This is a genomic window from Chryseobacterium carnipullorum, from assembly GCF_003815695.1.
Lineage (GTDB): Bacteria > Bacteroidota > Bacteroidia > Flavobacteriales > Weeksellaceae > Chryseobacterium > Chryseobacterium carnipullorum.
In genome coordinates this window covers 5,235,958-5,256,967 of sequence record NZ_CP033920.1, presented here as the reverse complement: position 1 = coordinate 5,256,967, position 21,010 = coordinate 5,235,958, and the positions used below count along the sequence as shown (strand labels likewise).

Sequence of the window (21,010 nt, the reverse complement as noted above, 5' to 3'; positions counted from 1 at the left end):
TATTCATTAAAAAGAAGCGGTTAAAAATTGATTAAGGCGTTTTTTTGAATCGAAGTAACCTAAATCTCGCACCGCTTCAATCAGGGAGGCTGACCGGACTCGAACCGGCGGCCTACGGCGTGAAAAGCGAAGTAACTTTATGGATCACACCTGCCTAAGCAGATTAAAATTAGTATAAAGTGTTTTTACGTTGCTCTACCATCTGAGCTACAGCCTCCTTATTGATGATGCAAAGTAAGAGTATGAGTGCGCAATGTTTTTGCGTAGAATTATTTTATAAAAAAAATAATTGAGAAAAAATAAATATTTTTATAAATATTTGATTTTGTGTGTATTAATTATTTTTTTTTAATTTTATTTTAGGAAGTAAGATTTAGAAATTTGCTTAAACAAAAAAAGTCCCTTAAAAAAGGAACTTTCTTTATTTATAGGAGTCAGTTGGGTAAACTAATTTTATTTCTAATATCAGATTCTGTTAAAAAGGAAAGTTCTTATTTTTCTCTTTTTCATCCAGTAAATTTTGGATAATATCTTCCAGTAATTTAAAATCTTCCAGCTGTTTATATTGTATGCCAGCCGTTGTTTTATAAAGTCCATTAAAACTGGGATAATTCTGACCTACATATCCTTTCATTTCTGTGTTAAGGATCAGATTCTCATAATCGAAATTAATCGTGATCATAAGTTTTTCACCGGAAGCTTTAAATTCAGCATAGCATTGATTGATGAGATCAAAGTCAATAATATTGCTTTGAAAGGAATCATTCTTTAGATCGAACTCAAATTTTGCCTCGTCTAATTGTTCCTGTAAGATTTTCAAATCCGCATCTGCACCATATACTTCTTTATAGCGGTTTACAACCCATTGAATAAATTTTTCATTATAAAAAACTTCAAGAAAATCATTTTTAAAATGCCAAAAAAGACTGTAATAATAGTTGTCTACCGGAAGATTGAAACGAATCAGGCAGTCAATAGAAGACTGGGGAATGACCAAACCAAATTCCTCCTTTAAAAGCTGGCATTGCTTTGTAAAAGGATGAATAACAGATTCAGGAGTTTTGATCTCACTGTTGAACACCGAAGATCTACTTTTCCATTTAAAAAAATCAAATATTCCCATTATTGATAACTCATAACTATTTATAGTGCCAATATCTCCCTGAAAACTCTCTCCATCTCACCTTTATCCACTTTTCCTCCAGTCAAGTTCTTAGCTTTTTCTTCATTATCCTTAACCATACTTTCCAGAAATCCAAACAATTCCCAGTCATTAGAATGATAATAAGATTCTCCTTTTGTAGCTTTTAAAGCAACAAGATTTTCTATTTTATTTCTAGTAAAATCATCAACTAAAACCAGCAATTCACTGAATAAAACCGGAGGAACCGTTCCTTTTTCGATGATCCATTTTCCGGTCAATGCGGTTCTTAAACAGTAAAAATAACTTTTCAGTTTCACTTCATCGCTTCTGCAGGCTTCCAGATATTTTTTACTCATGCTCAGATAGTGGTAAGAAACGGCTATTGGCGAAAAACAAGTATCTGCTATGGGAGTAAAAAGTTCTACAAACTTCTCGTTCTTTTTGTAAACGATAGGCGAGTAAAACCAGCTCAATAAAGCCGCATTCGATTTTAGCAAAAGATGAAAAGTCTTTCGAAGATCCCATCCGGAACCGTCAAGATCATCCTCAGTCATGAATTCTATTGTCTCGTCTTTATCCCAGGGAGAAAGATACCAATCTTTTTCATGTCTGTAGATAAAACGTATGTCATAATCGCTGTCCGGAGATGCAAAACCCCAGGCTCTGCTTCCTGATTCTACGGCCAAAAGGACTTCTATCCCTCGTTCGGCCTCTATTTCTCTTATTTTTTCAAGTATTTTTGGTGTCATGTTGTTCAATTTTAATGCAAAGTAAAAGTAGCAGTGCGCAGTGTTTTTGCGTTGTGGCGTTCGGATTCGGATTTTGAGTTTGAGAGTTTGAGAGTTTTAGAGTTTACGATTTTGTAGATGTTGGATGAGGGGTTAAAAATAGTTAAGGCGATAAATTTTCAAAATATAAAAAATAGTTGTCGACATGATCCTTAATCTTGCTCAATCTCAATCTTTTCCTTAACCTAGAGTCTCATGTCTGAAATCTCGTGTCTCTGATCTTCCCATCTTCCTTCTTCCCATTCTCCCTAATTTCACTAATATTGCAACTTCATAATTTAACTAAAACTACCTGTACATCCATGTTAGCAGAACAATTACAACATACAATAGATTTTAAAACGAAACCTTTGGGAGCATTGGGCCATTTGGAATATTTGGCTAATAAGATCGGGATGGTTCAAAAAACGGTTGCGCCGGAACTTTTAAACCCGCATCTAGTCGTTTTTGCAGCAGACCATGGAATTGCGACAGCGGGCGTAAGTGCCTATCCGCAGGAAGTTACCTATCAGATGGTGATGAATTTTTTGGGTGGAGGGGCAGCGATCAATGTGTTTTGCAGACAGCATCATATAGCCATTAAGATTGTGGATGCCGGAGTGAATTTCGATTTTCCTGAAGATTTGGAATTGATTGATAAAAAAGTCAGAAAATCAAGCCGTAATATCCTTGAGGAACCTGCCATGACGGTTGAAGAATATCAGCAGGCGTTGGAAAATGGAAGATCGGTTGTTGCTGAGATTGCTGAGACCAGATGCAATATCATTGGTTTCGGTGAAATGGGTATCGGAAATACCTCTGCTTCTTCCCTGATGATGAGTCAATTATTTGATTTACCGATTGTAAGCTGTATTGGACGTGGGACAGGTCTGAATGATGATCAGTTACAGAACAAGATCAATATTTTGTCTGCTGCCATAGAAAATTATCCACGGATATCAGCTCCTGATGACATTGCTCAAACGTTTGGAGGACTGGAAATTGCCCAGATGATAGGGGCCATGGAAGAGGCTTATCGTCAGAATATGCTGATCATGGTAGATGGCTTTATTGCAACCGTTGCGGTAGCCACTGCTTGGAAAAAGAATCCTGAAATAATCAATCATTGTATCTTTTGTCATGTAAGTGATGAAAAAGCTCACCTTCAATTGATCGGGTTATTAGGACAGAAAGCATTACTCAATCTGAATTTACGTCTGGGAGAAGGAACAGGTTGCGCACTGGCGTATCCACTGATTCAGAGTGCGGTTAATTTTATGAATGAAATGTCAAGTTTCGAAGATGCTCATGTTTCAAATAAGCCATCTTAACCTTTTTTCTATGACTTATCTAACCAGTGTAGTGCCATTAAAAAATGAACTTTCTGAAAATAAAAAAGGGGCAATGAAGCCCCTTTGTCTATTATTTAACTAACTCTATTAATAGGTTTTGGCAATATCTTTACCTGTGAACATCATTCGTACATATTTATGCTGAACAGCATCTTCATTAAAATTATAGGTATTGAATATTTGAGTGGTAGGAATGTATCTGTATAATCCATCGTCTACCATATACATTTTGCCGTCAGTATTTTGTACGAGTTGAGTGGATGAATTGATGTCAGCTCCTCTGGTACCTGTATAATTTTCAATATCAACTTTCAATATCAGCCAATCTTTGGGCTTACCGTTTCTTGGGTTAGGCTTAAAATCAAATAATCCATTAACAACGGACCAGGAATCAATACGTCTTAAGGTACTTTCAAATACAATATATACCGCTCCTGTTTTATTATCCTCGAAGAAAGTTCCGTCACGAACTCTGAAAGGTTTAGGTCCTGATTCTTTTAAGTAGAAAGAAATTCCTTCATAGACAAATCCATCTTTTCCATTTCCTAATTCATTATAATCCCGGGTGTAAAAGTGAGTCTTGTTACTGGAATTGGAATATCTGTAAATTGGATAACTTCCGGGTTCATCACCATTATAACTTGTTCCGACATCTTTTTTCTGCCAGTGACTTTGTCCGTTCAACTCATTAGGGTCGGTCGTTAATACCAAATCATTATTAACTGTATTGAACCAACTTGAAATGACAGGACCATTTCCGTCAGCTGATCCTAAGAATCTATCCATACCATAAAAACCAAGGCCAGGGTATGATTTAGGAAGTTCGGAAGCTAAAGGAGAATTTCCGTACAGATATTTTTTGGTGTAATTACTGTAAAAACCATAAATCGTGTTGGTGATGTAGATAGAGGTAGACCATATCCCGCTGGGAGGAGTATCTTCAGTGGGAGTTGAAGGATCTCTGAAACCCCCTCGCGCTAATTCATTCTTATTATTCAGTTTGTCAGGACTTTGCAACTGATCTTGTTCTTTAGAATTGAGCAGATCGTCATTAGTACCTGAACAGCTTGCCAGGAATATAAGGCATAATCCGGTAAAAAAAGCTTTTTTCATTTGTTTTTTTTAAGGTTATCAGTTGGCAAAAGTAAAATATTACAAAAGTAAAAAGTAGTTATTGCAGATGATAACCCTCATGTTTTCCATTTTCCTATTGATCTTTTAATGGCAAATAGTGATTTAATATTGTTAATTTTACTGACCTTTAATAAAGATAGATGAAAGTCATAAAAAACGAAATAACCTATTTCGCCACTGCATTGATGTTTTTTACGAGAATCCCGGTTCCTTTTAAGGTTCCGTATTCAAGTGAGATAATGAATAGATCTCAAAAATATTTCGCCTGGGTAGGATTGCTGGTGGGATTGATTAATGCGTTGATTTTATATTTATCGGTTCAGCTTTTTAATCTGGAAACAGGTATTGTTCTGATGATGATTGGCAGTGTTTTGCTGACCGGGGCTTTTCATGAAGACGGTTTCACGGATATGTGTGACAGTTTCGGAGGGGGATATGGAAAAGAAAAGATCCTTACCATTATGAAAGACAGCAGAGTAGGAGCCTACGGAACGATTGGTATTGTTCTTCTGTTTGCACTGAAGTTTTACAGTATTCAGGCGCTGGGAACCGTAGATTTGTTTAAAGTTTTGGGTATTATCGTCCTGGCTCATACGTCAAGCCGGTTTATTTCGGGAACGATGATCTATACTCATGAGTATGTAACAGATATTGATACCAGCAAATCTAAGCCTCTAGCCAATAAACCTTTGAAAGGGAATGCATTAGTAACAGGATTTATAAGTGTTCTGGTTGCTTTTGCTCTTATTCCGGACTGGCGTCTGATCTTCGCTTTTACACTGGCCTACTTAGGAAAAAGCTATATGGGATGGTATTTTAAAAAACAGATCGGAGGATATACCGGAGATTGTCTGGGCTCTGTACAGCAGGTTTGCGAAGTTTTGTTTTATTTAGGAACAATGATCGTATGGAAATTCATTTAATCCGACATACAGCTGTAGAAAATCCTGAAAATCTGTGCTATGGTTTTTCAGATATTCCTTTACGAAATAATTTTGCAGAAGATTTTAGAGCTTTGGACCTTGATGAAAACTTTGATCACATAATTTCAAGTCCTTCCGGCAGATGTACCCTTTTGGCAGAACATTTTAAATTGAATTATAAGACAGATGAAAGGCTTCGGGAAATGAATTTCGGCCGCTGGGAAATGAAAAAATGGACTGATATTCCCGAAGAAGAAATCAATCCCTGGTATTACGATTTTGTCAATGTAAAAGCTGCCGGAGGAGAAAGTCTTCTCGATATGAAGGCTCGTGTAATGAACTTTTGGAATGAATTTACTGCCGAGAACAATATGGATAAAGCTTTACTTGTTACCCACGGCGGAGTCATCCGTCTGATTATACAGTCAATTTTAGAGTTTCCTTTGGAGAATTTATTTAAGATACAGATCGACTACGGAAAGAAAGTGATTATTCAGGTGAATGAAGGAAATTTTTCTGTGAAGAAGCTGAACGGATGATTCGATAAAAAATAAAAAAAGAGGCTGTACACATAAGTGACGGCCTCTTTTCAATAAAATTAAATTCTAACTACTTTCAGGTTTTAAGCAGTAATCTGCTTTGGACCATTTCCTTTATCTTCTTCTTTTTTATCTAATTTCTCAGATATCTTTTTTACGATATACTCTATCGCAATAGGCGCTATAATTGCAATCAATGCTTTAAATATTCTTGATTTCATAGTATGATTTTTTTAATGTGCAGATTAATACAATTTCTGAGCCATTTTGAAATTATTAGTGGTGGTAAGTGTTTTAAAGTTTACTTTGAACCACCCCGTCAAAAATTCTTTGAATTTTCGCCACCCCTCCACGGAAGGGGAATTTCACTCCGGCAAACTTTTTTCATCATGAAAATCTTTGATTTTCAAAAATCTTAAGTGAACTTCCTATTCTCAAAGTTTTTAACTTAAAATAACTCAAGTGTTTAAAAAAAATATCTCTTTTGCGGTTTAAAAATTCAGGAAGAATTAAATTAATCCTCATCCGGAATTTTTAAATTCTCATAATTTTTAGATCCCGCCCTAAACTTATCCTGCAGTTTTAATCTCAGTTTTCTTGGCTTGTGAACGATCAGGGAATCTCCAAATCCAAGCAGCAGTCTTTCCAGTTCAAAGTTAAGTTGTACACAGACCTTAAATAATGTGCCTTTTTCTGTTTCGCTGATGATTTCCTGACTTTTATGGATGGGTTTTGTTTTCACGTACGGGGCATTGTGAGAGTCTACAAAGAAAATGACATTTCTTGGAGCCATGGTATCTGAAACGGTTACTCCGACAATATCTTTAAAATACTCATCACCATCCAGATCTTTATCAATATACACAACATTTTCTTCTATGCTAATGCTTTCCATACGGTCCAGGGCTAAATTGTACATTTTGCCTTTATGCTGACAGATCAGGAACCAGCGGTTATTGAATTCCTTCAGAAGTTGAGGATGAACCACATAATTGCTGGATTCTTTGGCCGTAAAACTTCGGTAGAGAATATTCAGAACTTTTTTGCTGGAGATACTTTCGTAAAGAATGTCGATATGTTCAAGCCCTTTCAGCTGCTCATTTTTATCCAGATGAATAATAGATTTCTGGCCTGTAGAATGGATGGAATCTTCCAGTTTCTGAATTACCCCGTTCATCTCTTTAAACATAGAGAAATCTTTGAACTGCTTCAGGATCTGAACAGCATTATTCATCGCTTTCAGATCGCTTTCATTCACGGAAATATTGTGGATACTGTACTCAGAGTCGCTGTATCGGTAGTATTTCCTTTCATATACCTCAATCGGCGCTTCATACCCGAATTTTTCACTTCGCATATTTTGCAGGTCAAGCTGAACAGTTCTCCTGCTGACATAAGATTCTTTTCCTTCAAATTCAAAAAGAGCATCAGAACACGCATCAATAAGATCTTCCAGTGTATACTTCCGGTATTTGTTCTTAAGGCATTTGTCTAATGTTTTGTAACGGATCAGTGCGTTTTTATTGGATGACATGGTGGTGTGGTTTTTTGGATGGGTGAAATGTCAATTGTGAATAGTGAATGGTGAATGGTGAATTTTGCTTCGCACATCAATTTTTTAATCGTTTTCATAATTTATGATTCCCTTGCGAAGCAAATTCACCATTCACTTATCTAAAACTATTTCTCTTTCAATGCTTCTCCCTCAAAAGAAACACCTTCCCACCCATATTCCATAAAGTTTCTGATGTTTTGATGATCCATTCCTTCAGGATTTTGCAGAACATCTTCTCTGTAAAATTCTCCGAAAAGGGGAAGTACCTGCTCTTTTGAAAGTCCCTGAAGCTTTGCAAAACTGAATACTTTGCATGAACCGTTATTCTGACCCGCTTCATTTACCGTAGTACCATTTTTAAATTCTGTAGGGGTAAAATCATAGTGTTCATCGATATAGGCAATAACTTCTTTGAACTGAATGGCTTCAGGATTGTTTTTGAGTTGTTCTACTAACATAATTTTTTAATTTTAAGAATTGAATTGTAATAAGCGATGGCTTTCTCCACTTTTTGACAAAAATAATTAAAATAATTTTATCTACGCAGAATTATTGCGCACTTGTGGTATTACTTTGCACTATCAAAATGACAATACAAATGGAATTTAACGGAAATCACCTGATTGAATTAGGGTACAGACCAGCCAAATGGTTTAAAGATGCCATTACACATATCAACGAAAATAATCTGGACGAAGTTCAGATCAAAGAATATCTTGATCAGTTTAAGCAGCCCGATATCATTCCCCTTCATGAAACCGCAAAAGATTTTATCATCAACATCAGAGCTGAGCATGAAAGTGAAACTGATAATGTGGAAAAAGTCATCAACACGATGAAAGTATTAATGAAAACACCTACGCTGACGGCCGGTGCTCTGATGCCGGATGCCTGTCCTACAGGTCCCGAAGGACTGATTCCCGTAGGTGGAGTGGTGGTGGCTAAAAATGCCATTCACCCTGGATTTCATAGTGCAGATATCTGTTGTTCTGTGATGTTGACGGATTTTGGAGATGCTGATCCTAAAGAAGTGCTGGATGCAGCTCATTCAGTGACGCATTTCGGATATGGAGGAAGACCGAGAGGAGAGCAGATGCCGATGTCTCAGGAACTGATGGATGCTTTCAGAGAAAACTACTTCTTAAGTGATGAAAAACTGATCAGTATTGCCCGTTCTCATATGGGAACTCAGGGAGACGGAAACCATTTCCTGTTCGTAGGAACGTCCAAAAATACAGGAAATACGATGTTGGTTACCCATCATGGATCAAGAGCTCCGGGTGCTGCTCTGTATGATAAGGGAATGAAAGTGGCCAATCGTTTCAGACAGGATATATCTCCGGAAACCTTGAGAGAAAATGCATGGATCCCTTTCGATACGGAAGAAGGACAGGCTTATTGGGAAGCCCTTCAGCTCATCAGAACATGGACGAAGGAAAATCATGTCAATATTCATGATGCAGTTTTAAATAAACTGGGGACTGAAAAGCAGGATAGATATTGGAATGAGCATAACTTCGTTTTCAAAGATGGTGATCTGTTTTATCATGCGAAAGGAGCCACTCCGCTGGATGATAAATTTATGCCGGATATCACAGGACCGAGATTGATCCCACTAAATATGTCAGAGCCCGTTTTGATTGTTCAGGGAAAAACAAATGAAAGAAACCTTGGTTTTGCGCCGCACGGAGCCGGAAGAAATTTCAGCAGAACGCAGCATAAAAAGTCATTGGCCCATAAAACAATTGAAGAGATCTTTGATGAAGAAACCAAAGGACTTGATATCCGTTTCTTCTCCAATGAAATTGATATCTCCGAACTGCCAACCGCTTATAAAAGTGCTAAAAATGTAAGAGCACAGATTGAAGAATACGGACTTTGTGAAGTTCTGGATGAGGTGATGCCTTACGGATGTATCATGGCAGGGGATGTCGGAAAAAATGCACCGTGGAAGAAAAAGAAGAAGTATAGAAAAGCATAAAGTAATATCAAAGAAGACAAAATACAACGCAAACATCTGCGTCATCTGTAAAATCTGCGGGAGAAATTCCCATATTTAGCAGAGATGCATCTTAAATTACTGCCATTTTGATTCATAGGATCAGAGTGGCAGTTTTATTAAATTCTATCAGATAAAATCATAAATTCCGTTTTTCCAGCCTAATACTTTGGAAGAATCTGCCTTCAGCCAGTTTTTGAGAATCGTAGCATACACTTTTCTGAAATCTTCGGTATAGATCAGATCCCCTTCATTTAGTTTTTGCAGATCCGGAAGCGCGTTGAGCATTCCTTTCTTTTTAAGACCACCGCTGATAAAAAACATCTGATTGGCCGTTCCGTGATCAGTTCCATTGCTGGCATTTTGAGCTACCCGACGTCCGAACTCTGAAAAAGTCATCAATAGTACATTATTGAAAATACCGTTACTTTTTAAGTCAGCCACAAATGACTTTACCGCTTCATTAATGTCGCTGAACAGCTTGGTCTGTCTTTCATTCTGGTTCACATGGGTATCAAAACTTCCCACAGAAAGATAATAAACCTGAGTATTAATGTCAGACTTGATTAATGATGCCACCGTTTTAAAATCCTTTCCTAGTTGTGAATTGGGATACGTCTGATCTATTTTTTTTAACTTACTTTTTTCAAATATATAATCTGCATTATTGATCGTGGAACCCAGCGTCTGGTATAAATAAGAAACCGTTTCATCATCGTGATGGTGATCATATAAAGATTTGAAATACTTCTCCTGACTGGTCTGATAAAGCCTTTTGGGATCTTTAAATGCAAAGGCCTTATTGTTTTCTCCCTTCAGTGCCAGACTCAGCATATCATCTACTTCCAGTGCCTGGGTGGGATGTTCACATCGGTAGCATTCTTCATCCAGAAAACGTCCCAGCCATCCTGTTTCCAGAAATTCGTCACTTTTACTGGCAGAATGCCAGATGTCCATACTTCTGAAATGAGATTTATCCGGATTGGGATACCCTACATTATTCATTACAGAAAGTTCACCATTGTCGTATAGTTCCTTAAAATAAGACAACGCCGGATTGATTCCCGTTTCGTCATTCAATGGTAAAGAATCTTTAATGGCAATATGGTTTCTTTCTTTAAAGTAAATGTCATTTTTTGACGGAATAATCGTATTCAAACCATCATTTCCACCCGTAAACTGAAGCACAACAAGGATTTTCTGATTCGGCTCAAGAGCTTCATTCAATGTCATGGCTCTCAGAAAATTGGGCATCATCAGCGATGCAGTAGCTAATGAACTTATTTTGAGGAAATCTCTTCTTTTGATTAGCATAATTTTGTTTTTAGGTTAAATTAAAGGTGGCAGCTTGCAGGTGACAGGTGGCAGGGCTTGACTGCGTTTTTTTAATGGTGGATGTTTTTTATTCACTGATCTGCTATCTAACACAACTGATATTCCGGCGTAGACATCAGGTTGATAATATTCATTTTAATACTCTTATCCGAAAAATTCTTTACAGAATCCATGTCGAGAGTTTTGGTATTCTGAATAAGGTATTCTTCACAGTTTTTATCGGCAAAAACCTTTTCCAGCCTGGCCCAGTCAATCGTAATATTGGGGTTTTTAAACGATTTGTTCATGGCTGTTTCACGCGATTTCATGCCCATGTCGATATCATCATCCTGTCGCGGACTGTATTCCAAAGGGCGCAATCCGGACCATATCTGCGGAATCTGAAGTCTGACCATCAGGGTAGAACTGTCTATCCATGATTTTCCGTTGGGCCATCCGGCAACGTTCGGTGGATAGAGAAGCATCTGGCCAAGCAGTTTCTGATAAACGATGAGGTTTTCCGGGTTTTGAATGTTCATTGGGAGCATCCGCATCATTCCAGCCATTAGTTCTATCGGAGATTTTATTCTGTTTCCAATATTTTTTTTATCATAAAACCAGGAACTCGAAAATATATCAGACATGAGTTTTCTGATGTCATATCCTGATTGATGGAAATTCGCACTCAATTGGTTTACAATATTCTCATCTACCTTTTCATTCACGAAAAACTTATATATTTTAGTCGTAATAAAGGCAGCAGTCGCTTTTTGTTCAAGGATGATATTTAAAATATCGGTTCCGGTGAAGTTTCCCGTTTTTCCCAGAAATGTTTTGGTTCCGTCATCGTGAAGGTTTTTTCGCTCTTTAAAATTACCCTCTTTATCATATCCCCAGCCCGTAAATGCTCTGGCTCCTTCTCTGATATCTTTTTCCGTATAATTTCCCCTTCCCATCGTAAACAGTTCCATGACTTCGCGGGCAAAGTTTTCATTCGGATGATCTTTTTTATTCTGTTGATTATTGAGGAAATTCAGCATGGCAGGTGACTGGCTCACTTCGAAAAGGAGTTCTTTAAAATTACCCAGCGCATTCTTTCTGATCGTATTCAAAAGCTGTTTACTGAATTTTGAATTGTTGACCCTCGATGCAAAATGTCCGTGCCAGAAAAAGGCCATCTTCTCTCTCAGCTGATCCTTGCTGTTCACCATCTGATTCAGAAAATTCAGGTTCAGTTCATTGCTTTGTTCCCTGATGATCCGCTGCATTTCCTTTTTCTTATCAGCCGGAGTTCTGCTGTCCATCATATCATCTGAAATTACAGTATCAGGCGTGTCATAGTTGATTTCTGTATATTTTTGTTCTTTAAATAATTCATTAGCAAGCGTTTTTAAGCTGATATTTTTCAGATCCCCGATCTGGTTGATTCCGGCTCCGAAACCGGCACGCCAAAGAAGATGTTTATTGTGTAAAAGTGAGTCGGCCATGTTAAGAGAATTTAATTTTTTGATGATAAAGAGAGATAAAGGTTAAAATGATAACGGTTAAGAATTCGCAATCGTATGAATTTTAAGATTTAACTTAAACAATCATTTAATTTTAATATAAATTAACATATTGATAATCATTGTTTTATATTTGGGTTTAGTGTTAAAATCCAACGCTAAACGTCCCTTGGCACGATTTTTACATCTTATTGGATTAGTAAAATTTAAAATTAGAGTTATGAAAATGTTAAAGCAAACAATATTACTGGCTGGAATCTTAACAGCAGGTATCGCAAGTGCACAAAGCTCAAAGATGAACAATATGATCAAGGTAGGTGCAAATGTTGGTTTAGCAGTTCCTTCAGATAATCTTTCTGCAGCTGCAGGGGTGGATGTATCATATCAGAATTTGATCACTCCAGGATTTGGATTAGGTATTGCAACAGGATATACTCATTATTTTGGAAAAAGTAACAACGGTTATGATAACAATGACGTAGGGGTAGTTCCTGTAGGAGCTTTAATCAGAATTTATCCTAAACAGACTGGTTTCTACTTTGGAACAGACTTAGGATACGGTTTCCTTGTAGGGGATAAAAAAGTAGCTTCCAACAGTTCTGCCGACAGACCAGACGGAGGTTTCTACATCAAACCGGAAATCGGATACCACAACAGAGACTGGAATTTCTTCGTACAATACCAAAAAGTTTTTGTAGGAGATAAAGGCGATATCGCTGGACAGGACTATAATGTGGGGAATATCGGACTTGGTTTCGGATACAATATTCCATTAGGAAAGTAGTTAGATTTATATATAAACAATTATTAGCCAAAACCTTTTTATTAAAATGAAAAGGTTTTTTGCTTCCCTACAGGATTTACGAAAACTATTATTATATTTGATAAAATTTGAGGTTATGATTTTGAATCCAAAATTTCCGCTTTATTTACCAGGAGTAGAGAACAGTAATAATGATCATGTGACAATCATTGGAGCAAGTCTCCGTGAAGATATAACCATCTTAGGCTATTTTGTTTCCGGTAACGGAGGTCTTGAGATAAAAATTCAGAATGACTATAGTACGAAAGACTATGCGTCATTTTCTGATATATTAAGAAAATTCATTCAGGATAATCAGCTGGAGAATGTAAAACGTCTTTCATTAGCTGTTCCCGGACCAGTAATTGATGGGAAAAGCAGTCCTGCAAGGCTAGGTTGGGACTTAAATATTGAAGAATATACCAGAGATTTCGGGTTTGAGAAAGCGGATATGCTGAATGACCTTGAAGCTTCTGCCTATGGAATGGGACTTCTGGAAGATAATGATTTGGATCCCATCTATACCAGTGGTCATCTTGAAAAAGGAAATGTAGCCATCCTTGCTCCCGGAAACGGACTGGGGGAAGCCGGATATTTCTTCGACGGGAAATACCTGAGACCTTTCGCCACTGAAGGCGGGCATTCAGAATTCTCTCCGAGAACGAATGTTGAAGTTGAATTTTATCAGTTCCTGAACAATATCTATGGTATTGTAAGCTGGGAGAACGTACTGTCTAAAACAGGTCTTTTCAATATCTACAGATTCTTAAGAGACGTAAAAAGACATCCTGAGCCGGAATGGCTGGCAGAACGTATTTCTGGAGGGAATTTCGTTCAGGAGATTTACAAAGCTGCTGTAGAGGAAGACGTACTCATCTGTAAAATTGCCTTAGATACCTTTATAGAATTTATGGCAAGAGAAGCGAACAACCTTGTGCTGAAGCTTAAAGCGACCGGAGGATTATTGATTTCCGGAGATATTCCACAGACCATCAGAGAATATATAGACAAGGGAAAATTCTATGATAAGTTTAAAATAAGTGACAAGATGGAAGAGCTGTTGAAAAGCACGCCGATCTATCTGGTTAAACAAAACCATACGGCATTGAAAGGCGCCGCATTGTACACCGCTTATTATCAAAATTAAAATACAAAACTCCGAAACTTTCGGAGTTTTTTTATGGGATGATATTATTCATAAAAATAATTACTTTTATTGATATACATCAATGAAATCTATCGGATAAGTTGGCTACATTTGCAGCATTAAACAAGTAAATAACTTTATTCAAATGAAAAAAATATTCTTATTAGCAGTTGTTGCCAGTGGTTTGGCATTCGGACAGTCAAAAAAAGTAGTAGCGTCTGATGTTCACTGGTGGGGATACAAAGTAGCTAAATCTGAGGCAAGCTCTCATGACGGGACGGTAAAAGTAAAGTCCGGAGATATGATCATGAAAGGAAATAATCTTGTAGGAGGAAGCTTTGTATTGGATATGACTTCTATCAACGCAACTGATCTTTCAGGAGAATATCAGCAGAAATTGAACGGACACCTTAAGAACGGTGACTTCTTCGAAGTTGAAAAATTCCCTACTGCTTCTTTCAAAATCACTTCTGTAAAGAAAAACAGCGATAAGATTTACAACTCTTTAGTAACAGGAAACCTTACCGTGAAAGGAAAAACAAGCCCAATCACTTTCCCTGCAAAGATTGCTTACAGCAAAGGAGTGGTAAGTCTGGTTTCTGATAAATTCGCTTTCGACAGACAGAAATTCGACGTTGCTTACAAATCTACAATGCAAGATGTTTTTGTGAAAGATGACATCGAAATGATTGTAAAGGTGACTGCTAAATAATTTAATCAAAAAAAGATTGTTAAAAGTGTAGAAGTTCTACACTTTTTTTTATTTTTGTTGAATTGTAAATAAAAAAGAATGAAAAGATTACTATTGTTTGCTATGGTGTGCGCGAGCATATCATTTGTTTCTGCACAGAGGAAATTTGATAAGGTTTCAAAAGTGACTTCATCAGAGATCAGGTGGTGGGGATATAAAGTCGTTAAAACTGAGGCTTCTTCGCATTCAGGGACGGTAAAGCTGAAAAGCGGAAAATTCAATTTCGATAAAACAGTTCTGGTAGACGGAGAGTTTATTATAGATATGAGAAGCATGATGGCGGGAGATATTTCCGAAGAAGATCAAATCAAGCTTACCAACGAATTGAAAAGCACCAATTTCTTTGAAGTTAAAAAATTTCCGATCGCGAAATTCCACCTGACTAAAATAATTCCTTTAGCAAACAGTGAGTACAATTCAACGATATATGGTGATATTACCATCAAAGGAGTAAGAAAAACGATCACCTTCCCGGCGAATGCTTATGTAACTCAGTTTACAGTGGTGATTGAATCTGCTAAATTCTCATTAAACAGAAGAGACTTTAAAGTATTCTACCAGTCTTCGCTGAAAGATTACTTCATCAAGGATGAAATGGATTTCCAATTCAAAGTTTCTACAGAAAAACTGGATAATGATAACAGGGTTCCTGTGAAGAAAAAGAAATAGGTAAGATATACTATCAAAATACGATGGGCAGTTTTTATAAACTGCCCATTTTTTATGCCTTTAATGGATTGATAAAACGGGCTGCTGGAAGAAATAGATAATAGGTTAAACAACTTGAGCAATCACATGATTCGATAACTCAGTTATTGGTGCAGCGGCAGTTCTTTGCTTTCCTTGTTATAAAGACTAAGGCAAAAACTTTGCGTTACAAAAGCATACAGTTAAAGCAAAATCTCTCTTTATATTCTAAAACGTCCCGTATTCTTAAAAATTAAAAATGCGGTACATGTCAAATTTAATCTGTTTCTTTTCCTTCGTTTTTCCTAAATTAGTCCTATGAAAATTTATGTAGTAAGTGGCCTCGGAGCAGACTTTAAAGTATTGGAAAGACTGGAATTTCCCGAGAACTGTGAATTAATTTTTATAGACTGGCTTATTCCCCACAAAAATGAGCCCTTTTATTCCTATGTTGAAAGAATGGCGGAGAAAGTAGATGATTCAGAGCCGTTTTGCCTGCTGGGTTATTCTTTTGGTGGGATTATGGTTCAGGAGATCAATAAACTTAAACCTGCCCAAAAAGTGGTTATCATGGGAAGCATCAGGTCAGATAAAGAAAAATCTAAATTGATCAGGACAGGGGAGATTACAAAAATTCCGAGAATACTTCCTACAGGGATGTTCAATGACAAAGCGGCGAATGTTTATTCTGTAGTGAGAAAATTGTTTGATCCGAAGAATCCAAAAATTCTTCAATACTTTCAGGTTCGGGATCCCTACTATCTGAAGTGGTCTGTGGAAAAGGTCTCAGAATGGAAATTTGAGGAAATTCCGGGGGTTATCCAGATTTTAGGAGATAAAGATATTGTATTTCCTATTAAATATTCAAAACCGGATTATGTCATCAAAGGGGGAACGCATCTTTTTCCGGCCACAAAATACAAGGAAGTATCCAAAATATTGAAGGAGGTTTTTGTTTGAAATGATAAAATTTACGATTTAGTGTATTTTTTTAAGGGTTAGTGGTTTAAAATAAGTGTTTTTATAAAATTTATATTTAATTTTGATAGGGTTAAATGTAAATTGTATGAAAGTTGGTTTAAAATGGATTGTTTCATTCTCTGTCATTACCCTGGTGGCATTCGGAGGATTATTCTGGAGTCCGATCGTTGATTTCCCCAATACGGGAGAGTTCCTTAGTGAAGATAAAATCGTAGGTGCAGATGTCGCATGGATTCTGGCAGCAGCAGGTCTTGTCCTTCTGATGACCCCGGGACTGTCCTTCTTTTACGGCGGCATGGTAGGGAAAAAAAATGTGATTTCCACGATGCTCCAAAGCTTTATTGCCCTGGGTGTTATTTCAATTTTGTGGGTTGTTGTAGGGTTTTCTTTATCTTTTGGCGATTCTTTAGGTTTTGAAGTGGATGGGGTTCATTACGGAATTATTGGAAACCCTTTAAGTTATCCATTTTTCAGCAGGGTTGGGGTTCTGCCTCACAAAGCAATGGCTTCTACGATTCCGTTTGTTCTTTTTGCCCTTTTTCAGATGAAATTTGCCGTTATAACACCTGCGTTGATTACCGGTTCTTTTGCAGAACGCGTACGTTTTATCTCTTATCTTTTGTTTATGGTGCTTTTCAGCATTTTCATTTATACACCACTTTGTCATATGGTATGGCATCCGGACGGACTTTTAAATAAATATTTTGGCATAAAAGATTTTGCGGGTGGAACTGTGGTCCACATGAGTGCCGGTTTTGCAGCCTTGGCTGGTGCGATGGTTTTAGGGAACAGAAAAAATCCTCACCATGAACCTTCCAATATTCCTTATGTCCTTTTAGGAACCGGAATGCTCTGGTTCGGATGGTTTGGGTTTAATGCCGGATCAGCACTCAGCGCGAATGCATCGGCAGCTATGGCTTTTGGAACCACTACGATTGCATCAGCTTCTGCCATGATGACCTGGATATTTTTTGACCGGATCAACGGGAGAAGTGTTTCTGCATTGGGGGCGTGTATCGGAGCGGTTGTAGGGCTGGTAGCAATTACTCCCGGTTGTGGCTTTGTCAGCATTCCGGAAAGTCTTTTTATCGGATTTGCAGCGGCGATCGTTTCTAATCTCATGATGAACTGGAAAGCGCTGAAAAAAATAGATGATACGCTGGATGTATTTGCCTGTCACGGAGTAGGTGGGATTATGGGAATGATCCTCACGGCTGTATTTGCCCACGGTGAAAATGCCAGTCTTCTTCATGGGGGAATTGAAGTTTTTGCTCATCATATGATTGCTCTGGCTCTTGTTTCGGTTTTCACATTCTTTGGTTCCCTGCTTTTGTATAAGATTACAGATTCTATTATTACCCTCAGAGTTTCTGAAGAAGCAGAGTCTATGGGGCTCGATCTTTCCCAGCATGAGGAAAGTCTCAAGTGATGATTGCTAAAAGAAAAACAGGGCATAAGACGTAAAGCTAAATGCCCTGATTGGAATACTCAATTAAAAGGATGTTTCCCGATCTTATTCAATGGATTGGATGGCGTTGAAAATTTTGTTTTTTGACTTTTCAAATACTTCGCCCCCAAACTCTTCATTATCTAATGAAAAAATGGTCATATCTTTCACTCCCATGATTCCGAAAATGTGTTTCAGATAGGTGGTTTGAAAATTGATATGTCCGTTTTTTTCATTTTCTCCGTATCCAGTATCGCCCCGGGCAGATAATATAAATGCTTTTTTGTTTTCAAGCAAACCTACGTAGTCGCCATCCGGAACTCCTGACCTGAATTTCCAGGTTTCATTGATCCGCATCACCTGGTCTATATAAGCTTTTAGCCCACTGGGAACGGCCCAGTTATACATGGGAGTTCCAATGACATAGATATCATGTTCTTTGAGCTCTTGGACCAGCTCATTGCTTATCTGTAATGACTTTTGGTTTTCTTCTGTCCTGTCTGACGGTTTTTTAAATGCTCCTGCAATCCAAGATTCGTTAATATTGGGAATACTGTCAATCCCCGTTTCTCTGTACGTAAATACATCTGCGGGATATCTGATTTTCCAGTTTTCAACAAAAAGTTGGGTTAATTTTCTGCTGTAAGATCTTTCATTTCTTACGCTTGCATTAATAATCAGTACTTTCATTACTATCAATTTAATAGCAACAAAATTCCTGATTATTCAGTCCTTAAAAATTGATCTAGTTCAAGAGGATTTATTTTTTTTTCGTATTCTGCTTATAAATTCTGCCGATACACCTAAATAGGAAGCAATTAAATATTGAGGAACCCTGGAAGCAATATCAGGATAGGTCTCGAGAAAATCATAATACTTCTGTTCCGCTTTGTACATGTGGTTCCAGACAATTCTCTTCTCAAGAGTTTCCAGATAGCCTTCTAAAATAATCCTGAAGTATCTCTCCAGGGAAGGGATTTCCTGCAGCATTTTTTGAAAATTCTGATGACTGATCTGTAAAAGATTTGTTTTTTCTACGGCCTGAATATTGTAAATGGATGCTTTTTGTTTAGAAAAACTGGAGATATCGGTAGCCCACCAATCGTCAATAGCTAAGAAAAGAATTTCCTCATTTCCATTGCCTGAATTGATACAAAAAGCTTTTAAAACCCCTGAAATAATATAACTGTCATATCGGCAGGTTTCACCGTTTCTTAGAAGAAATTCGCCTTTTTCCAATGTTTTTTCTGTCCAGAAACTTTTAAAAATGGCAATTTCCTCCGGACTTAACCTGACATGCTTTAAAATGTTCTTAATTAATGTTTCCATTCAAAATGATTAGAAGGAGAGAAAATTGATATCAATAGGTTTAGAAGACAACACGGATTAGCTAATTTACAAAAATACTTATTATAAAGGCATCTGATGCCGCGTTAAAGGAGTATTAATTCTAAGATCCCGGGATGCTTTTATTGGGATTTATCATGTATCTTTGTTTTCGAGGAAAAATGAAGAATCATCTATGGAATCAATATCGGTTTTTGAGATTATTAAAGTAGGAATAGGCCCTTCCAGTTCGCACACAATGGGTCCCTGGAATGCAGCTTCTGCATTTATCAGAATTATAAAAAGGGAAAGATCCATCGCGGAAGTGAAGGAAGTTTTTCTTGAATTTTTCGGTTCTTTAGCTAAAACGGGAATTGGACATGGGACAGATATTGCCGGAATGCTTGGATTGAATGGTGAAGATTTTACCACCATCAATACTTCAAAAATTGATGAAAAAATAGCGAAGATCAAAAGTGACCAGATCATTAATCTGGGTGGAGAAAAAGAAATTCCTTTTATCTACGGGCATCATCTGGTTTTAAATATGCAGAAATCCCTTGATTTTCATCCTAACGGAATGATTTTCAGAGCTGTTTTTGAAGACGGAACCGAGCTTGTTCAGGATTTCTATTCTGTAGGAGGTGGTTTTATTGCCAGCCAGGAGAAAAACTCTATAGAAAAACACTGTGTCCGTACACTTTATCCTTGTCATCATGGTTCAGATATTGTAAAATATTGTGAAAAACTGGGATTCAGCAGATTTTCAGATCTGATCATGATCAATGAAGAAAGCTGGAGAACTCCTGAAGAAACCAGAGAACAGGCATTGTATATCTGGAAAAATATTAAAGAATGTATCTATAAAGGAGTCAATAAAGAAGGTATCCTTCCCGGAGGTTTAAATGTAACCAGAAGGGCCGCAGGAATCAACAGGAAACTTTTAGGAGATAAGATCTATAAAAATATCGACGAATGGTTTAAGCTGGTTGTGGATGCGGAAGAAAACTTTACCAATATCAATAAATGGATCGCGTGTTTTGCATTAGCAGTGAATGAAGAGAACGCGAGTTTCGGAAGAATTATCACGGCACCTACCAATGGAGCCAGCGGTGTTATTCCGGCAGTATTAATGTATTCGCAGGCATTTACAGAATGTGTAAGCGAAGATGATATTGTGAGGTTTTTACTGGTTGCCGGAGAAATCGGAACGCTGTTCAAGAAAAATGCAACCATTTCTGCTGCGATGGGCGGATGTCAGGCCGAAATCGGGGTATCATCGGCGATGGCAGCGGCAGGGCTTACCGAAATTTTAGGAGGAAGCATCGGTCAGGTATTAATGGCGGCAGAAATTGCTATGGAGCATCATCTCGGCCTTACCTGCGACCCAATCAAAGGACTGGTACAGATCCCATGTATCGAAAGAAATACAATGGGCGCCATGAAAGCGATCACAGCAGCCAATATTGCCTTGGAAAGTGATCCTTCCAAAGCGAAAGTAACCTTAGATGAAGTGATTCAAACCATGTGGGAAACGGCTTTATCAATGAGTGACCGTTTTAAAGAAACGTCAGAAGGTGGACTTGCTATTGCAGTGAACGTTCCTGAATGTTAAAAGAAAGCATTTTGTTTTGAAA

Annotated in this window: 21 protein-coding genes and 1 tRNA gene; 11 read left to right on the top strand and 11 right to left on the bottom strand. The window is 37.5% G+C overall.

What is annotated here, in order from left to right:
• Nucleotides 1-84: 84 nt before the first annotated feature.
• The 3 genes from EG346_RS24965 to EG346_RS23730 form a co-directional block, all read right to left on the bottom strand.
• Nucleotides 85-217 (bottom strand) — tRNA-OTHER (locus EG346_RS24965).
• A gap of 258 nt (nucleotides 218-475) precedes the next feature.
• Nucleotides 476-1,123, bottom strand: a complete 648-nt coding sequence (locus tag EG346_RS23735) for a hypothetical protein (protein WP_123882341.1) — start codon at nucleotides 1,121-1,123, stop codon at nucleotides 476-478.
• A gap of 20 nt (nucleotides 1,124-1,143) precedes the next feature.
• The gene (locus EG346_RS23730; protein ID WP_123882338.1) at nucleotides 1,144-1,893 is read right to left on the bottom strand and encodes a nucleotidyltransferase domain-containing protein; all 750 of its coding nucleotides are present in this window, start codon (nucleotides 1,891-1,893) and stop codon (nucleotides 1,144-1,146) included.
• A gap of 341 nt (nucleotides 1,894-2,234) precedes the next feature.
• Between EG346_RS23730 and cobT the strand changes: the two genes are divergently transcribed.
• Nucleotides 2,235-3,242, top strand: coding sequence for a nicotinate-nucleotide--dimethylbenzimidazole phosphoribosyltransferase (cobT, locus tag EG346_RS23725; RefSeq protein WP_123882335.1), 1,008 nt, complete (start codon nucleotides 2,235-2,237; stop codon nucleotides 3,240-3,242).
• Nucleotides 3,243-3,350: 108 nt separating this feature from the next.
• Here the strand turns inward: cobT and EG346_RS23720 are convergent, their stop codons facing one another.
• Nucleotides 3,351-4,376 carry a hypothetical protein gene (locus EG346_RS23720; RefSeq protein WP_123882332.1) on the bottom strand — a complete coding sequence of 342 codons (1,026 nt, stop codon included), beginning with the start codon at nucleotides 4,374-4,376 and terminating at the stop codon, nucleotides 3,351-3,353.
• A gap of 161 nt (nucleotides 4,377-4,537) precedes the next feature.
• On the opposite strand from EG346_RS23720, the gene EG346_RS23715 reads away from it, so the two are divergent.
• On the top strand, nucleotides 4,538-5,320 hold the full coding sequence (locus EG346_RS23715) for an adenosylcobinamide-GDP ribazoletransferase (protein WP_123882329.1): 783 nt from the start codon (nucleotides 4,538-4,540) through the stop codon (nucleotides 5,318-5,320).
• A complete protein-coding gene (gene cobC, locus EG346_RS23710; RefSeq protein WP_123882326.1) occupies nucleotides 5,305-5,859 on the top strand; it encodes an alpha-ribazole phosphatase in 555 nt (184 codons plus the stop codon). Before EG346_RS23715 ends, cobC begins: the two co-directional genes overlap by 16 nt.
• A gap of 83 nt (nucleotides 5,860-5,942) precedes the next feature.
• Here the strand turns inward: cobC and EG346_RS24960 are convergent, their stop codons facing one another.
• The 3 genes from EG346_RS24960 to EG346_RS23700 all read right to left on the bottom strand — a co-directional run bounded on the left by EG346_RS24960 (nucleotide 5,943) and on the right by EG346_RS23700 (nucleotide 7,872).
• On the bottom strand, nucleotides 5,943-6,080 hold the full coding sequence (locus EG346_RS24960) for a hypothetical protein (protein ID WP_164466284.1): 138 nt from the start codon (nucleotides 6,078-6,080) through the stop codon (nucleotides 5,943-5,945).
• 293 nt (nucleotides 6,081-6,373) lie between these two features.
• On the bottom strand, nucleotides 6,374-7,393 hold the full coding sequence (locus tag EG346_RS23705) for a helix-turn-helix transcriptional regulator (RefSeq protein WP_123882323.1): 1,020 nt from the start codon (nucleotides 7,391-7,393) through the stop codon (nucleotides 6,374-6,376).
• A gap of 146 nt (nucleotides 7,394-7,539) precedes the next feature.
• Nucleotides 7,540-7,872 carry a HopJ type III effector protein gene (locus EG346_RS23700; RefSeq protein ID WP_123882320.1) on the bottom strand — a complete coding sequence of 111 codons (333 nt, stop codon included), beginning with the start codon at nucleotides 7,870-7,872 and terminating at the stop codon, nucleotides 7,540-7,542.
• 140 nt (nucleotides 7,873-8,012) lie between these two features.
• On the opposite strand from EG346_RS23700, the gene EG346_RS23695 reads away from it, so the two are divergent.
• Entirely contained in the window at nucleotides 8,013-9,395 is a 1,383-nt protein-coding gene (locus EG346_RS23695) for an RtcB family protein (protein ID WP_123882317.1), read from the top strand.
• 147 nt (nucleotides 9,396-9,542) lie between these two features.
• Here the strand turns inward: EG346_RS23695 and EG346_RS23690 are convergent, their stop codons facing one another.
• Both EG346_RS23690 and EG346_RS23685 read right to left on the bottom strand, forming a co-directional pair.
• Nucleotides 9,543-10,727, bottom strand: coding sequence for a DUF1501 domain-containing protein (locus EG346_RS23690; protein WP_123882314.1), 1,185 nt, complete (start codon nucleotides 10,725-10,727; stop codon nucleotides 9,543-9,545).
• Between the two features lie 107 nt (nucleotides 10,728-10,834).
• On the bottom strand, nucleotides 10,835-12,214 hold the full coding sequence (locus EG346_RS23685; protein WP_123882311.1) for a DUF1800 domain-containing protein: 1,380 nt from the start codon (nucleotides 12,212-12,214) through the stop codon (nucleotides 10,835-10,837).
• Between the two features lie 238 nt (nucleotides 12,215-12,452).
• Here EG346_RS23685 and EG346_RS23680 point away from each other — a divergent pair, with 238 nt between their 5' ends.
• The 6 genes from EG346_RS23680 (at nucleotide 12,453) to EG346_RS23655 (ending at nucleotide 18,029) form a co-directional block, all read left to right on the top strand.
• Nucleotides 12,453-13,016 (top strand): hypothetical protein, encoded by a 564-nt coding sequence (locus EG346_RS23680; RefSeq protein ID WP_076506073.1) that lies wholly within the window; start codon nucleotides 12,453-12,455, stop codon nucleotides 13,014-13,016.
• 115 nt (nucleotides 13,017-13,131) lie between these two features.
• Complete coding sequence (locus tag EG346_RS23675) at nucleotides 13,132-14,181, top strand: glucokinase (protein ID WP_073334022.1); 1,050 nt, start codon at nucleotides 13,132-13,134, stop codon at nucleotides 14,179-14,181.
• Between the two features lie 145 nt (nucleotides 14,182-14,326).
• Nucleotides 14,327-14,893: a YceI family protein gene (locus EG346_RS23670; protein ID WP_073334021.1), complete on the top strand. Its 567-nt coding sequence runs from the start codon at nucleotides 14,327-14,329 to the stop codon at nucleotides 14,891-14,893.
• Nucleotides 14,894-14,971: 78 nt separating this feature from the next.
• On the top strand, nucleotides 14,972-15,601 hold the full coding sequence (locus EG346_RS23665) for a YceI family protein (RefSeq protein WP_073334019.1): 630 nt from the start codon (nucleotides 14,972-14,974) through the stop codon (nucleotides 15,599-15,601).
• 336 nt (nucleotides 15,602-15,937) lie between these two features.
• Nucleotides 15,938-16,579 (top strand): alpha/beta hydrolase, encoded by a 642-nt coding sequence (locus tag EG346_RS23660; RefSeq protein WP_123882308.1) that lies wholly within the window; start codon nucleotides 15,938-15,940, stop codon nucleotides 16,577-16,579.
• 106 nt (nucleotides 16,580-16,685) lie between these two features.
• The gene (locus EG346_RS23655; protein WP_123882305.1) at nucleotides 16,686-18,029 is read left to right on the top strand and encodes an ammonium transporter; all 1,344 of its coding nucleotides are present in this window, start codon (nucleotides 16,686-16,688) and stop codon (nucleotides 18,027-18,029) included.
• An 84-nt stretch (nucleotides 18,030-18,113) separates the two neighbouring features.
• Here EG346_RS23655 and EG346_RS23650 read toward each other — a convergent pair whose 3' ends face one another.
• Both EG346_RS23650 and EG346_RS23645 read right to left on the bottom strand, forming a co-directional pair.
• Nucleotides 18,114-18,737, bottom strand: coding sequence for an FMN-dependent NADH-azoreductase (locus EG346_RS23650; protein WP_123882302.1), 624 nt, complete (start codon nucleotides 18,735-18,737; stop codon nucleotides 18,114-18,116).
• A gap of 60 nt (nucleotides 18,738-18,797) precedes the next feature.
• Nucleotides 18,798-19,376, bottom strand: a complete 579-nt coding sequence (locus EG346_RS23645) for a Crp/Fnr family transcriptional regulator (RefSeq protein ID WP_123882299.1) — start codon at nucleotides 19,374-19,376, stop codon at nucleotides 18,798-18,800.
• A gap of 193 nt (nucleotides 19,377-19,569) precedes the next feature.
• Here EG346_RS23645 and EG346_RS23640 point away from each other — a divergent pair, with 193 nt between their 5' ends.
• Nucleotides 19,570-20,988, top strand: a complete 1,419-nt coding sequence (locus EG346_RS23640; protein ID WP_073334007.1) for an L-serine ammonia-lyase — start codon at nucleotides 19,570-19,572, stop codon at nucleotides 20,986-20,988.
• The last annotated feature ends 22 nt before the right edge of the window (nucleotides 20,989-21,010 follow it).